This window comes from Streptomyces sp. NPDC050263 (genome assembly GCF_040655955.1).
Taxonomy (GTDB): Bacteria; Actinomycetota; Actinomycetes; order Streptomycetales; family Streptomycetaceae; genus Streptomyces.
Map to the genome: position 1 here is coordinate 1 of NZ_JBFAKW010000060.1, position 14,564 is coordinate 14,564.

The 14,564-nt window shown below is 73.3% G+C and carries 7 protein-coding genes; all 7 read right to left on the reverse strand.

From position 1 onward, the window contains the following. Positions 1–103: 103 nt before the first annotated feature. Positions 104–2,356 carry a bifunctional glycosyltransferase family 2 protein/CDP-glycerol:glycerophosphate glycerophosphotransferase gene (locus AB0J04_RS25290; RefSeq protein WP_363170827.1) on the reverse strand — a complete coding sequence of 751 codons (2,253 nt, stop codon included), beginning with the start codon at positions 2,354–2,356 and terminating at the stop codon, positions 104–106. A gap of 5 nt (positions 2,357–2,361) precedes the next feature. Then, complete coding sequence (locus tag AB0J04_RS25295; protein WP_363170828.1) at positions 2,362–4,551, reverse strand: CDP-glycerol glycerophosphotransferase family protein; 2,190 nt, start codon at positions 4,549–4,551, stop codon at positions 2,362–2,364. Positions 4,552–4,610: 59 nt separating this feature from the next. After that, entirely contained in the window at positions 4,611–6,893 is a 2,283-nt protein-coding gene (locus tag AB0J04_RS25300; RefSeq protein ID WP_363170829.1) for a bifunctional glycosyltransferase family 2 protein/CDP-glycerol:glycerophosphate glycerophosphotransferase, read from the reverse strand. 168 nt (positions 6,894–7,061) lie between these two features. After that, a complete protein-coding gene (locus AB0J04_RS25305) occupies positions 7,062–7,919 on the reverse strand; it encodes a carbohydrate ABC transporter permease (protein ID WP_363170861.1) in 858 nt (285 codons plus the stop codon). Positions 7,920–7,990: 71 nt separating this feature from the next. Next, positions 7,991–9,334: a sugar ABC transporter permease gene (locus tag AB0J04_RS25310; protein ID WP_363170830.1), complete on the reverse strand. Its 1,344-nt coding sequence runs from the start codon at positions 9,332–9,334 to the stop codon at positions 7,991–7,993. Positions 9,335–9,341: 7 nt separating this feature from the next. Next, positions 9,342–10,724: an ABC transporter substrate-binding protein gene (locus AB0J04_RS25315; RefSeq protein ID WP_363170831.1), complete on the reverse strand. Its 1,383-nt coding sequence runs from the start codon at positions 10,722–10,724 to the stop codon at positions 9,342–9,344. A 304-nt stretch (positions 10,725–11,028) separates the two neighbouring features. Next, positions 11,029–14,499 carry an FHA domain-containing protein gene (locus AB0J04_RS25320; RefSeq protein ID WP_363170862.1) on the reverse strand — a complete coding sequence of 1,157 codons (3,471 nt, stop codon included), beginning with the start codon at positions 14,497–14,499 and terminating at the stop codon, positions 11,029–11,031. Positions 14,500–14,564: the final 65 nt, after the last annotated feature.

Sequence of the window (14,564 nt, forward strand, 5' to 3'; positions counted from 1 at the left end):
CCTCGTACTGGACGTACTTGGGCTTTCGGCCGGTGCGGCGAGAGTGCGTGCCGGGCGTCGCGACGGGGCGAACGTTGCCTGCCGCGGCACTAGGCCGCACGGGTCAGCGGTACTCGGGCAGCCGCGCCGAGCGGTCGACGGGCGCGGGGATGCGGACGGCATGCCCCGCACCGGCATCCGTGTCCTGCGCCTCGCCCAGCAGGATCCGCCGCACGACGCGTTCCGCGGCCCGCCCGTCGTCGTACTCGCAGAAACGCTCCCGGAACGCCGCCCGCAGCCGGGTCGACTCGGCGTCCTGCCAGACGCCGGAGTGGAACACCTTCGCCAGCTCCGCGTCGGAGCGCGTCACATGCCCCGGCGGCTCGGCGGTGACGTCGAAGTACGCGCCCCGGGTCGCCCGGTACGCCTCCCAGTCGTCGGCGTGGATCACGATCGGCCGGTCCAGGTTGGCGTAGTCGAACATCAGCGCCGAATAGTCGGTGATCAGGGCGTCGCAGGCCAGCAGGACGTCCTCGACGTGCGGCTCGTCCGTGACGTCGGTCAGCGCACCGCGCCGGTGCAGATCGCGCAGCAGCAGCGCCCGTTCGTGATGCCGGGCCAGGCTCGGATGGAGCCGGACCAGCAGCCGGTACCCGGGGCCGAGCGAACCGGCCAGCGCCTCCAGGTCGACCCGCCACACATGGCGGCCCTTGCGATAGTCGCGCAGCGTCGGCGCGTACAGCACCACCGTCTCGGACGGCCGGACGCCCAGCCGCTCGCGCAGCCCGGCGCCGCGCGCGTCCCCGGCCCCGCCTCCGACCAGGACGTCGTTGCGGGGGCACCCGCTGCGCAGCGACGTGAAGTGACAGGGATAGGCCTGCTGCCAGACCTCCTCCGAGTGCCGGTTCGCCACCAGGCTGACGTCCCAGCGGTCGCTGCGCCGCAGCATGCCGCGCAGATCGGTGCCGTGCCGGGCCCCCGGACGGCTCCGCAGGTCCAGCGCCATGTACTTGAGCGGCGTGCCCCGGTGCGTCTGGACATGCACCGAACCGGGACGTTTCACCAGTTCACCGGCCCAGTTGCAGTCGTTGATCCAGTGCTTGGCCCGCGCCATCACCCGGTAGTAGCGCCAGGAACCCGTCGTCACGTACTCCGTGCCCGGGGGCACCAGCCCCACCGCCTCGGGCCGCACCGCCCACACGCCCCGCACGTGCGGCGCCAGTTCGGCGGCCCGGAGGCTGATCGCGTGGGGATCGCCGTTCACGGCGCGGCTGTGTCCGGCGGAGTACACGGCGAGCCCCGGGTCGAGGGCCCGCCGCAGCTGGAGCCGGTACCAGGACTGCTTGAGGCGCCGGACGACCAGCTCGCGCATCCGCTGCGCCCTCCGCCCGAGCGCCCGGCGGACGCGTCGCAGCACGCCGAGGGCGAGGTGGGCGGAGTAGGGGGCGCGGGCCAGCAGCCGGATCTCCGTACGGCGGGCCTCCGCGGGCGGGGCGAAGCCCGGCGGAACATGCCTGCGGTAGAAGGCCCGGATCCGCCGGTGGAACTCCCTGCGGTCGCCCCGCAGGACCCGTTCGGGGCGGGCCACGGCGAACAGCATGTGGTCCAGGGCCCGTTCGAACAGCAGCGGTCGGGCCCAGTCGAGGCCGGGCCGCTCGGCGAGGAAGGCGAAGAGCCCCTCGTACTGCTCGAAGATGTCGAAGTGCTTGCGGCCGGGGGTGCGGGTGATCGCGCCCTGGCGGCGCTGCCGGTACTCGACGCCCACCCGGTCCAGACAGGCGATGCGCTCGGCCGTGACCATCGTCTGGTAGGTGACGGGCGCGTCCTCGTACAGCCCCGGCCGGTACGCGAAGCCGTGGCCCAGGAAGAAGTCCCGGCGGTACGCCTTGTTCCAGGCGACCAGGAACAGATGCAGGTACTCGGGGTGCTCGCGCAGCGCGAAGGTGTCGGTGCCGGCCTGTTCGAGGAGGCCGGCGGCGTCGCTGCGGCCCGCGCGCCCCCACCAGTGGGTGCGGACGTGGTCGAAGACCAGGATGTCGGGGTCGTGGGTCGCGTCGAGCCGCTCGGCGACCGCCCGCAGCAGCCCGGGCGTGTACTTGTCGTCGCTGTCGAGGAAGAGGACGTAGTCCCCGGTGGCGTGCGGCAGGCCGGCGTTGCGGGCGCGGCCCAGGCCCACGTTCTCGGGCAGGTGGACGGCCCGCACCCGGGGATCGCGGGCCGCGTACTCGTCGAGGATCGCGCCGCAGCCGTCGGGCGAGCAGTCGTCGACGGCGATCACCTCGAGGTCGTCGAACGACTGGTCGAGGACGGAGTCCAGGCATTCGCGCAGGAAGCCCTGCACCTTGAAGACAGGGACGATGACGCTGAAGCGGGGCACGAAGGTCAGCTCCTCGTGAGGGCGGCGGTCGGCACGGCGGCGGGCGCGGGCGTGCGGCGGGCGAGCGGCACGGCGGGCTCGATCCGCTCGGCCGGTTCCCCGAGCAGCACCCGGCGTACGACGCGCTCGGCGGCGCGCCCGTCGTCGAACTCGCAGAACCGGGCCCGGAACCGGGCGCGCAGCTCGGCCGCCTCCGCGTCCGCCCAGCGGCCGGAGCGGAAGACGGCCGTCAGCTCGTCGGGGGTGCGGGCGACCGCGCCGGGCGGCGCGCCCAGGAAGTCGAAGGTGACTCCACGCGTCTCGCGGTACACGTCCCAGTCGTCGGCGTACACGACGATGGGCCGGTCGAGGTTGGCGTAGTCGAAGACGATCGAGGAGTAGTCGGTGACGAGGGCGTCCGCGGCGAGACACACGTCCTCGGCGCAGCGGTGCCCGGTGACGTCGATGATCCGCTCGTCGCGCGGACGGGCGCGGTCGTCGTCGGGGGAGTCGTAGAAGTAGTGGGCGCGCAGCAGGATCACGAAGTCGTCGCCGAGGGCGTCGCACAGCGCGCCGAGGTCGAGCCGGCCGTCGAAGCCGGTGCGGTGGTCGCGGTGCGTCGGCGCGTACAGCAGCGCCGTACGGCCCTCGGGGACGCCCAGTTGCGCGCGCACGCGGTGGACGTCGTCCGCGGTCGCCGTGTAGTAGACGTCGTTGCGCGGATACCCGTATTCGAGCATCTCGTAGTGGGCCGGGAAGGACCGCTCCCACACCTCGGTGGAGAGCCGGTTCGAGCTGAGGTTGTAGTCCCAGCGGTCGACCCGGCCGAGGAGGCGGTCGAAGCTTCCGGTGGCGGCGGCGACCACCGGGTACGCGGCCTGCTCGACGCCCATCTTCTTCAGCGGGGTGCCGTGCTGCGTCGACAGATGCACGCTGCCCGGGCGTTTGACGACCGCCCCCTCGAAGTTGGCGTTGTTGACGAGGTACTTGGCGCGCGCCAGCACCTGCCAGTACCGGCGGCTGCCGATGACGGCGTGGTCGACGCCCGCCGGCAGCGCGGGCACCTGGTCGGCCGTCACGAGGAACACCGAGCGGATGTGCGGGGCGAGTTCGGCCGCCTTGGCGTGGATCGCGGCCGGGTTGCAGGCGTAGCCGCGGCCCCAATAGGCGCAGTACACCGCCAGGTCGGGATCGATCCGGCGGCGCAGCTGGCGGCGGTAGTGGAGGCGCGTGCGCAGCCCTTTGGCGCGCGGGACGCGCCGGCCGGCCGCCGACGCCTTGCGGCGGGCGGTGTGCAGTGCGTGGAACGCCGTGTACGCGCCGGCCGCCAGCAGCCGGTGCTGCACCCCCAGGCTCCCGGCCGGCCTGCGGAAACCGGCCGGGCGGTGGCGCCGGTACAGCCGGCCCGCGCGCCGGAAGAAGGCCCGGCGGCGCAGGCGCGGCAGCCGGGTCGGATGCGCGGCGGTCTTCAGGACGGCCGCGAAGAGCTGCTCGAACAGCGGCCCCGACCGGTCCTCGGACAGCCCGAGCTCGGCCGCCCGGTCCAGCACCAGCTCGGTCCGGTCCAAGAGCTCCGCATGGTGCCGGCCCGGCTCGTTCTCCCGCTCGCCCTGCCGCCGCAGCAGATGCCGCACGACGACCGAGCGCAGCACCGCGACCCGGGCGGCGTGCACGGTGACCAGGCCGCCGAAGCCGACGTCCGTGAAGTGCCCGTCGGGGAAGTCGAGCCGGTGCTCGGCGAGGAAGGACCGCCGGTAGAGCGTGCCCCACGCGGGCAGCCGCACCCCGGTCAGCTGTGGCGCCTCGGCCGGGGAGAAGGCGTCCTGCGGGGTCGTCGCCAGCAGCGCCGCCGCCGGGTTGGCCGGCTGGCCCTCCCACCAGGGGACGCGCTCGTGCTCGGCGTACAGGACGTCCACGTCGCCCGTCTCGGCCAGCCGGGCGTCCAGCGCCGCGAGCGCGCCCGGGGCCAGTGAGTCGTCGCCGTCGAGGAACAGCAGATACGCGCCGGTCGCCGCCCGCAGCCCGGCGTTGCGCGCCCCGGCGGGGCCCGAGGACCGCGGCGACCGCACCGGAACCACCCGGGAGTCCCGCACGGCGGGCGCGTCGGGCGCGTCGCCGACCGGGATCAGCTCGAAGTCGCCGAAGGACTGGGCGAGGACGGAGTCCAGCGTGCCCCGCCGGGGCGCCGACGGGACGATGATGCTGAAGCGGGGCATGCTGCTCTTTCTCTCTCGCTGCTTCTGTTTCTGCTTCTGTTTCAGACGTCTCGGATGTTTCAGAGGGCGGTGTCGGCGACCGGTTGGGATTCGGCGGAGGGCCGCGGCACGATGGCGCTCGGCGCGCGCCCCGGCTGCGTCGAGGCCGCCGTCTGCGCCGCCGACGGCACCGGGCGGCGCTCGGCGAGCGGCACGATCGCGGGCAGCTCCGTCTCGCCCAGCACCACCCGCCGGACGACCCGCTCGGCGGCGCGGCCGTCGTCGTGCGGGCAGAACCGCTCGCGGAACGCGGCGCGCAGCTGCGCCGAGCGGGAGCCGCGCCAGTGGCCGGTCGCGAAGATGTCGATCAGCTCGTCCTCGCTGCGCGCGACCGCGCCGGGCGGAAAGGCCCGCAGGTCGAAGTAGGTGCCGCGGGCCGCCTCGTACGCCTCCCAGTCGTCGGCGTGGATCACGATCGGCCGGTCCAGGTTGGCGTAGTCGAACATCAGGGACGAATAGTCGGTGACCAGCGCGTCCGAGGCCAGGCACAGGGACTCCACGCTCGGGTGGTCGCTGACGTCGATGACCCCCGGCACCTCACGGACCGGCGGGGCCTCCTGCCAGTAGTGGGCGCGGGCCAGGATCACGAAGCGCGGGCCCAGCCGGCGCAGCAGGCGCTCCAGGTCCAGGTGGGAGCGCTGGACGCGGCGGTAGTCGCGGTGGGTGGGCGCGTAGAGGACGGCGACCGTGTCGCGCGGGATGCCGAGCGACTCCCGCAGCCGGGCCACGTCCGCCGAAGTCGCCTGCTGGAACACGTCGTTGCGGGGATAGCCGTACTCGAGGGTCTCGTAGCGGCCCGGGTAGACGCGCTCCCAGGTGAGCGTGGTGTGGCGGTTGGCGGACAGCACGTAGTCCCACTTGTCGACGCCGCCCAGCAGCCGGGCGAAGTCCATGTCCCGGGCGGCCGCCGGACGTTCCTGGAGGTCGAGGCCCATGTGCTTGAGGGGGGTGCCGTGCTGGGTCTGCACGAAGACCTGGCCGGGGCGCTTGACCAGCCGCCGGTCGAAGTTGACGTTGTTCACCAGGTACTTGGAGCGGGCCAGCGCCGTCCAGTAGGCGGCCGTGCCCGGGCGCACGTGACGCGGGCCGGGCGGGACGGCCGGCCGGTGCTCGGGGCGGGCGATCCAGGCCGTGCGCACCTGCGGCGCGAAGGTGCGGAACGCGGCCTCCAGCGCACCCGGGTTGCAGCCGTGCCCGCGGCCCCAGTACGCGGCGAACACGGCCCGGTCGGCGCGCAGCGGCAGCCGCAGCTGGATCCGGTAGTGGGCCTGCAGGACGCCCGCCCGCAGCGCCCGGGTGAGCTTCGAGGCCGCCTTGTGCGTGCGCCGGAGCAGGGTGATGAATCCCTGGAGCGTCCGGTAGGTGCGGTGCACGCCGAAGTGGACCAGCGTGTGGCGCAGATGGCAGCGCAGCGAGACCGAGGCGCCCGGGGTGCGGTAGCGGCGGTAGTGGGCGCGGGCCATGCGCAGGAACTCGGCGCGCGTGCCGCGCGGGAGCCGGTCGCGCTTGGTGAACACCGTCGACAGGTGGTCGACCATGCGGCGGAACAACACCGGCCGCCACTCGGCGAGTTCGGGCCGCTGCTCGACGAACGCGAAGACCCGGTCGTACTGCTCGAAGACGTCGAAGTGGCCGCGGCTGGTGGTGGACAGGATGTTGCCCCGGCGGCGCTGGCGGTAGTGCACGCAGACCCGGTCCAGGGTCGCGAGGGTCTTGGCCGTCATCAGCGCCGGGTACGTCCACGGCGTGTCCTCGTAGTAGCCGGGTGGGAAGCGCAGGCCCTCGCGCTCGACGAACTCCCGCCGGTAGGCCTTGTTCCAGGCCACCATCAGCACCCTGAGCAGCCCCGGACGGTCCTTGAGGGGGAACGGCGCCGGGCCCTCCTCGCTGAGCTGCGCCGCGAACTTGTTGGGCACGGTCTGGCCCGTCCAGTACGTCCGTGCGTAGTCGTAGACCAGGACGTCCGGCTCGCCCGTCTCCCGCAGCCGGTCGGCGATCGTGCGCAGCGCGTCCGGGGTGAGCGTGTCGTCGGAGTCGAGGAACAGCAGGTAGTCGCCGGTCGCCGCCTCCATCCCTGCGTTGCGGGCCGGCCCCAGACCGACGTTCTCCGGCAGGTGCACGCCGCGCACCCGCGCGTCCCGGGCCGCGAACTCGTCGATGATCTCGCCGCAGGAGTCCGGCGAACGGTCGTCGACGGCGATCAGTTCGAGATCGCCGTACGACTGGGACAGCACCGATTCGAGGCACTCGTGCAGGTAGGCCTGAACCTTGTACGCGGGGACGATGACACTGAACCTGGGCAAGGGACATCCATGGGTCGGCGCGGGCGGTAGAGGCGGTGGACAGGGCCTTGCCCGGGAACGGCCGATGGAGTGAATCGGTTACGGTTTTCGAGGCATACGGGGGATTTCCGGTGAACGCGAAGGGGCAGGCCGATGACTCGGCCCGCCCCTCTCGCCCGGAACTCAGGGCTATTTCACCGCGCCCGCCATCACCCCGGACACGAACTGCCGCTGGAACGCGAAGAACACGGCCAGCGGGATCACCATCGAGATGAACGCGCCGGGCGCGAGCACGTCGATGTTGTTGCCGAACTGCCGTACCTGGGTCTGCAGGGCGACCGTGATCGGCTGGCTGTCGGCGTTGGTGAACACCAGCGCGACCAGCATGTCGTTCCACACCCACAGGAACTGGAAGATGCCCAGGGAGGCGATCGCCGGGCCGCCCAGCGGCATTACGACCCGGGCGAACAGCCGCAGTTCACCGGCCCCGTCGAGCCGGGCCGCCTCCAGCAGTTCGCGCGGGATCTCCGCGAAGAAGTTCCGCAGCAGGAACACCGCGAAGGGCAGTCCGAACCCGACGTGGAACAGGATCACGCCCAGGATGTTCCCGAACAGGCCGATCTTGCCGAACAGTTCGGCGATCGGGATCAGCGCCACCTGCACGGGCACGACCAACAGTCCCACGACGCCCAGGAACCACCAGTCGCGGCCCGGGAACTCCATCCACGCGAACGCGTAGCCCGCGAGCGCGCCGATGACGACGACCAGGACCGTCGCCGGCACCGTGATCAGCACGGTGTTGACGAGGGAACCGGTGATGTCGCCGTTCTCCAGCAGCTTCTGGTAGCTGTCGAAGGTGAGTCGGGACGGCTCGCTGAACACGTTCCACCAGCCGTCGGCGCTCATGTCCTCGGGGGAGCGGAGCGAGGAGACGAGCAGTCCGATGGTCGGCACCAGCCAGAACAGTCCGACGACGATGAGGAACGCGCGCACCAGACCGCCGTTGAGCTTCTCCATGATCCATTCGAGCCGCTTCTTCGTCCCCATCGTCCCGGTCGTCCCGGTCGTCCCCGTGGTCCCCGTGGTCCCCGTCGTCGCGGTCGTCCCCGTCGTAGCCGTCACCTCCGCACCTCCCGCCTGAGCCGACGTACGTTGAACCACATCACCGGGATCACCAGGAGCAGCAGGAACACCGCGATCGCGCTGGCGATGCCCGGCTGGTCCTCGGAGAAGCCCTTGCGGTACAGCTCCAGGGCGAGCACGTTCGCGTCGTCCTGCGACGACCCCGGGGCGATGATGAAGACCAGGTCGAAGACCTTCAGCACGTTGATCATCAGGGTGACGGCGACGACCGCGAGGACCGGCGCGAGCAGCGGCACGGTGACCCTGCGGAACACCTGCCACTCGTTGGCGCCGTCCACCCGGGCCGCTTCGAGCAGCTCCCGCGGAATCCCCGCCAGGCCGGCCGCGATCAGCACCATCGCGAAGCCCGCCCACATCCAGATGTACGAGCCGATGATGGCCGGCGTGACCAGCGACGGGCCGAGCCAGTCCAGACCGTTGTACGCCTCCTTGAAGTTGTCGGCGGGCAGCCGGAGTCGGGCGCCGTCGGCCTTGGCGGGAAGCGTGAAGGTGCCGTCGTCGGCCGCCTTCGTCGAGGCCACCACCTTGCCGTCCCTGACCGCCTCGATCTTCATTCCGGCGTAGCCCAGTTCGGACGGGTCGGGCGCGCCGAGGGTGCCGACGCCCTTGCCGCGGGTGAAGTCCTGCCAGGCGGTCCCGGTGATCTCCCCTTGTTCGGGCCGCGCCTGCACGGCCTTCTCCGCGCTGCCGGGCATCTGGTCGGGGGCGACGCCGACCAGCGGGAGGGCGACCGGGACGCCGGTGCGGACCGGGGCCTTGGTGACGAAGCCGCCGTCCTGCGGTCGCAGCGGCGAGTCACGGCCCGGGTGGGCCTTCGGGAACGCCGACGACTCGGCGAACGTGTCGTGGACGCCCACCCACACCGCGTTGGCGACGCCCTTGTCCGGGTCCTGGTCGTAGACCAGCCGGAAGATGATGCCGGCGGCGAGCATCGAGATCGCCATCGGCATGAAGACGACCAGCTTGAACGCGGTGCCCCAGCGCACCCGTTCGGTCAGCACCGCGAAGATGAGACCGAGCGCGGTCGCGACGGTCGGCGCGAACACCACCCAGATCACGTTGTTCTTGAGGGCGGTACGGATGCCGTCGTCCGTGAAGAGGGCCTTGTAGTTGTCGACGCCGGCGAAGCCGTCGCCGGACTGGTCGTAGAAACTGCGCACGACCGAGTACCCGATCGGGTAGACCACGAGTGCGCCGAGCAGCACCAGGGCGGGCAGCAGGAACAGCGCGGCCACGGTCCTTCGGGTGCCGGTCACACTCTTGCGCGAGCGAGGAGGGGCGGGGGCTCCGGGAGCCCCCGCCGCCGCGGGCGTCGCCATCTCCGCGTCAGTTCCCGTACGCCGCTGCCGCGTCCGACTCCAGTTTCGCCTGGATGCCGGCCACGTCCGTCGGGTTCTTCAGGAAGTCCTGGAGGTCCTTCCACTCGCCCTTGCCGGGGGTACCGCCGAAGGCCTGCGGGGCCTGGTCGGACATGTCGAAGCGGAAGTCGTCGCCGGCCGCGATCAGCGCCTTGGCGATCGTCTGCTGGACCTCGTTCGGGTACACGGAGACATCGACGTTCTTGTTCGGCGAGAGATAGCCGCCGAGCTTCGCCTGGATCTCCGCCGCGTCCGGCGAGGCCAGGAAGGTCGCCAGTGCCTGCGCGCCCTTGGAGTCCTTCAGGATGACGGCCGCGTCACCGCCGGAGACCACCGGCGCGGTGTCACCGACCTTCGGGAACGGGAACACCTTGGCGTCCGTGCCGACCTTCGACTTCGTGTCGGCGATGTTGACCTGTACGAAGTCGCCCTCGTAGACCATGGCCGCCTTCGGCTGGTCGCCGCCGGTGAAGGTCTGGGTCACCGAGGCGGGGAACTCGGTCTGGAGCGCGCCGCTCGCGCCGCCCGCCACCCAGTCCTTCTTGCCCCAGATCTGGGCCAGGGTGGTCAGGGCCTCCTTCACGGAGGGGTCCGTCCACTTGATCTTGTGCTGGGCGAGCTGGTCGTACTTCTCCGGGCCCGCCTGGGAGAGGTAGACGTTCTCGAACCAGTCGGTGAGGGTCCAGCCGTCGGCGCCGCCGATCGAGAACGGGGTGACGCCGGAGTCGTACACCGTCTGCGCGGTGGTCAGCAGATCCTTCCACGTCGCGGGGTCGGTGGCGCCCGCGTTCTCGAAGACCTTGGCGTTGTACCAGATCAGCGACTTGTTGGCGGCCTTGTAGTAGACGCCGTACTGCTTGTCGCCCACCTTCCCGATGTCCTGCCAGCCCTGTGAGTAGTTCTTCGCGAGCTCCGCCTGGGCCTCGGCGCCCAGCGGTTTGGCCCAGCCCTTGTCGGCGGCCTGTTTGACGGCGCCGGGCTGCGGCAGCATCGCGACGTCCGGCGGTGAGCCGCCCGCGATCTTCGAGCCGAGGAAGTTGATGATCGGGTCCTGCGCGGGCACGAAGGTGACCTTCGCGCCCGTGCGTTTCGCGAACTCGGCGAGGACCTTCTTGAAGTTCGCCTGTTCGGTGCCGGTCCATACGGCGGCCACTTCGAGAGTGGTGCCGTCGAGCTTGGGGAGGGTGAGGGTGCTGCCGGAGTCCTTGGTTCCGGTGCCGCTCCCGGTGCCGCCGCTCTTGTCGTCGTCGCTGCCGCACGCCGTGAGCGAGAGCGCGAGCGCTCCCGCCAGGAGCGTGGCGGCCGCCTTCACGGTCCTGCGTGTCCGGATGGTGTTGCTCGTGCTGCGCATCACTGCCCCGTTCTTCGTTCCTCGTCGAACGTTCGAGCGCTGTCCCGTGGCACTGGTCTACGCCGGGTGCCTGGGCTCGGCAAGAGCGCCCGCGCTGTCAAGAGGGGGATCGTGATCGCGTCGTGATGGGTGCGGGTGTCGGTGTGAGCGTCACCGGGGGCTGTGCCCCCAGACCCCCATCGGCCCCGAAAGGGCCATGTCCTCAAACGCCGGACGGGCTGGAGTGCCCTGACCGGTGCTTGTCGGTGGACACCGGACGGGCTGGAGTGCCCTGACCGGTGTTTGTCGGTGGACGTCGGACTTGTCAGTGGACGTTTGACGGGGTGGATCGGCGGGAGGCCCGGTCCAGGGCGCTGGCCAGGAGGGCCAGGTCTGTGGGGCCGTTGCCCAGTTCTCGTACCGGGCGGCGGGTCGGGGGGTCGCCCATGCGGTGCCATTCCAGCGGGACGACCGTGGGGCGCTGGGTCGCCGTGCGGGGGATGCGGCCGGTGACCCGGCCGCCCTGGAAGGGGGTGAGACGGCCGTCCGCGCCCCGGAGGCGGCCGCGGCCCGGCGCCGGTTCGTCCGTGCCGGAACCCGGAGGGTCGAGACTGATCCGAACGGTGGACATCCGGGCCGGCTCCGACTCCGCCGTACGGCCTCCCGGACCGGCCGCCGCCACCAGGTGCACCCCGAGCCGCTCGCCCTCGCGGGCCACCGCCTCCAGCGCGCGCATGACCGAGCCCGCGGCGGGCCGGCCGGGAGAGCCGAGGGCGGGGGAGACGAGGGCGTCCAGGTCGTCGACCACCACGACCAGACGGGGCAGCGGGGGCTCGGCCTCGGCCCGCTGACGGGCGGCCGCCCCCGGCCGCAGCCGGAGGGTGGTGCTGGGCGGGGTGTCGAGGTCGGCGGCGCCCGCTCCCGCCGTGGGCGGGGTGTTCGGCGTCCGCTGCGGGACCATGCGGCCCGACACCGCGCGGTGCGTGTGCCACTCCGCGAAACCGGCGCGGCCCAGCAACTCGGCCCGCCGCTTCAGCTCGGCGCTCAGCGACTGCGCGAACTCCCGCATCCGGACCGGGTCGTTGGCGGTGAGGTGGGTGGTGACATGCGGTACGTCCGTACAGACCCGCAGTCCGTCGCCGTGGCCGCCGCCCTTGCCGACGGTGTCGCGGCCGTCCAGCAGGATGATGCTCAGCCGGTCCGGCCGCTCGGCGGCGGCCAGCGAGGCGACGACCGCCCGCAGCAGTTCCGACCGCCCGCTGCCGGGCGGGCCCTCGATCAGCAGGTGGGGGCCCTCGGCGACCAGGTCCACGCCCACCGGGCCGCGCGGACCGGCCCCGAGCACGGCCCACGCCCGGCCGCCGAGCGCCTCGGCGTCGTCGGCCGCGTCCGCCCAGCGGGCCATCAGGGAGGCGGGCGTGGCCCGGGCCAGGCCCAGTTCGTCCAGCAGCCGCGCCGACTGGGGCAGCGGTGCGGACACACGCGTGTGCCGCTCCCCGCCGCCCGCGCCGTCCGGCCGCAGGGGGGCGAGCGCCCGCGCGAAGCGTTCCGCCCAGGCCGGCGAGACGGCGTCCACCGCGCCGACCGTGCCCGGTCCCACCGGGCCGGGCCGCTCCGTCTCCGCCCCGGGCGACGCCACCCGTACCAGCCGCAGCGCCGTCGCCACGTCCCCGCTGAGCAGGGCGACCGCCCCGCACGCGCGGAACGTGGGCGCCGCCGCGCAGGCCGCCTCGTACGTCTTTGCCGCCGGTGCGGAGGGGGCGGCGGCGGGCGTCTCGGCCAGGCAGACGACATGTATCCCGGCCCGCGGACCGGCCACCGCCAGCCGGGCCACCGCTTCCCGCAGATCGGCGCCGCCGGGATCGCCGTCCACGACGACCACCGTGTACGGGCCGGGGAACGCGCCGTCCGCAGAGTCCTCCGCCACCGCCCAGGAGGGACGGCGGGCCGAGCCACGGGGCGCCGGGATCTGTGCCGGGCCGGTCGCGTCACCCGTACCGCTCGCGCTGTCGGTGAGGTGGTCCTCCAGGCGGCGCAGGAGTTCGTCCGCGCGGGCGGCGGCCTGGTCGCGGTCGTAGGCGAGCAGGAGCCGGCAGTCCTGGCCGTGTCCCGGGCGCAGATGCGGAAGCCAGCCCAGCCAGGACCACTCGGCGGTCCGCTCCTCCTCGGAACGCGCGCGGTCCGTGCTGATCAGGACGATTTCCAGGGCGTCGGGGGAGTGCAGCGCGGCGAGTTGGGCCAGCACCGCGCGCGCCAGCCCGGACAGCCGGGGGCGCGGCCCGGCCAGGCCGAGCGCGCCGACCTCGCGCAGCCCCGCCGTCACCGGTACGGCGGGCAGCAGGCCCGAGCCGTCGGGCGCCGCCCGGTCGGCCGTGCCGAGCCGCACGGTGAGCGCCTCCGGGTGCCCGGGGGCGCGCTCCCACAGCCGGGGGCCCGGACCCAGCGCCGTGAGCAGCAGCGCCGCCGGGTCGGGCCAGGTCTCGGGCGCGGGGGGCGGGCCGGCGATCGGCTGCGCCTCGGCTCCGACCGTCTCCTCGTCGTAGGTCCCGGGGACGACCGGGTCGTCCGGGGCGCCGCCGCGACCGCCGGCCAGCCGCCGCGCCCACGCGGACAGCCCCCCGCGCTTGCGCACGCCCGGGGGGACGTCGGTGCCGCGCAGGGGGGTGCCCTTGCGGCGGGCGGACGGCTCGTAGGGGGAGTCGTCGGGCGCGGTGTGCGGGCCGCGGACGTCCTCGTCGTGCGGCGCGGTGAAGGAGCCGAGGCCGGCGCGGCCGGCATGGGTGTTCATGGAGCCGGAACCCGCGCCCGTGCCGGCGGCGGTGCCGGGCGTGCTCTCGATGTGCGGTGCCCCGCCCTGGCCGGGAACCACGTGCGGCGGCAGCGGAATCTCCCTGGAGCCGCGCAACCGCTCGCCCCGGGCCTCCGCCGTGCCGCTCCAGTCGACGGTGCCGTGGGCATGGCCGGTGGGTCCGTTCGGCCCGGCGCCCGTCACGCGCGCGTGGTCCGTGTCCTTCTCCGGGACCGATCCGGAGCCTGCGACCGAGTTCGAGCCGGTGCCGGTGCCGGTGCCCGTGCCCGAGTCCGAGCCCGTGTTCGACTCCGGGGCCTCCGCCGTCGTCCCCCCGCAGGGCACCCGGACATGGCCTTCGCCGTCCGGGGTCGTCGGCACCCGCGGGCCGGGGCCGCCGGGTGGGGCCAGCCGCAGGGCCGACTCGCCGACGCGCAGGAGGGCGCCGGGGGTGAGACGGACGGGGCGGGTCTGCACGCGCGTGCCGTCCAGCGTGGTGCCGTTGGTGGAGCCGAGGTCGGCGACCGTGACACGGCCCTCGGGGGCGAGCGTCACCGCACAGTGCAGCCGGGAGACGTCCGGGTCGTCGATCGGCACATCGGCGTCGGCGGAGCGGCCGACGCGGACCTGACCGCCGTGCAGCAGGTGGACCCCGCCCGCGTCCGGTCCGGCCACCACGTGCAGCCGGGCCGGGGCGTCGTCGACCTCCGGGTGCGGTTCGGGGTCGGCCGGTGCGCCGAGGGACAGCACCGCGCCGTCGATCAGCGGGGGTTCGCCGAGGGTGCAGCGCTGTGAGTCGAGCCGCTCCACGCCCGCGTAGAGCACGATCGCCGCCGCGGACGAGGACGACGGAGCGCCCTCCCCGGAGACCGCCGCGGCCAGCGCGGACGCCACCGCGGCCAGGGCGGTGCCGGCGGGCGCCGTGACCAGCACGTCGCAAGCCGCGGCGCGGGCCCGCGCATCGGGGTGCGCACCCTGCGGGTCTACGACGGTCAGCCGGATCTGCATCGCCGTCAGCGGTCCCTTCTGCACGGGCGCGGACTTCCCCCCACCCCACACGAGTACAGCGGCCA

Coding starts and splice junctions, on each gene's coding strand:
- AB0J04_RS25305 (WP_363170861.1), bottom strand. CDS start 7,919: ATGGGGACGAAGAAGCGGCTCGAATGGATCATGGAGAAGCTCAACGGC.
- AB0J04_RS25315 (WP_363170831.1), bottom strand. CDS start 10,724: ATGCGCAGCACGAGCAACACCATCCGGACACGCAGGACCGTGAAGGCG.
- AB0J04_RS25295 (WP_363170828.1), bottom strand. CDS start 4,551: ATGCCCCGCTTCAGCATCATCGTCCCGTCGGCGCCCCGGCGGGGCACG.
- AB0J04_RS25310 (WP_363170830.1), bottom strand. CDS start 9,334: ATGGCGACGCCCGCGGCGGCGGGGGCTCCCGGAGCCCCCGCCCCTCCT.
- AB0J04_RS25320 (WP_363170862.1), bottom strand. CDS start 14,499: ATGCAGATCCGGCTGACCGTCGTAGACCCGCAGGGTGCGCACCCCGAT.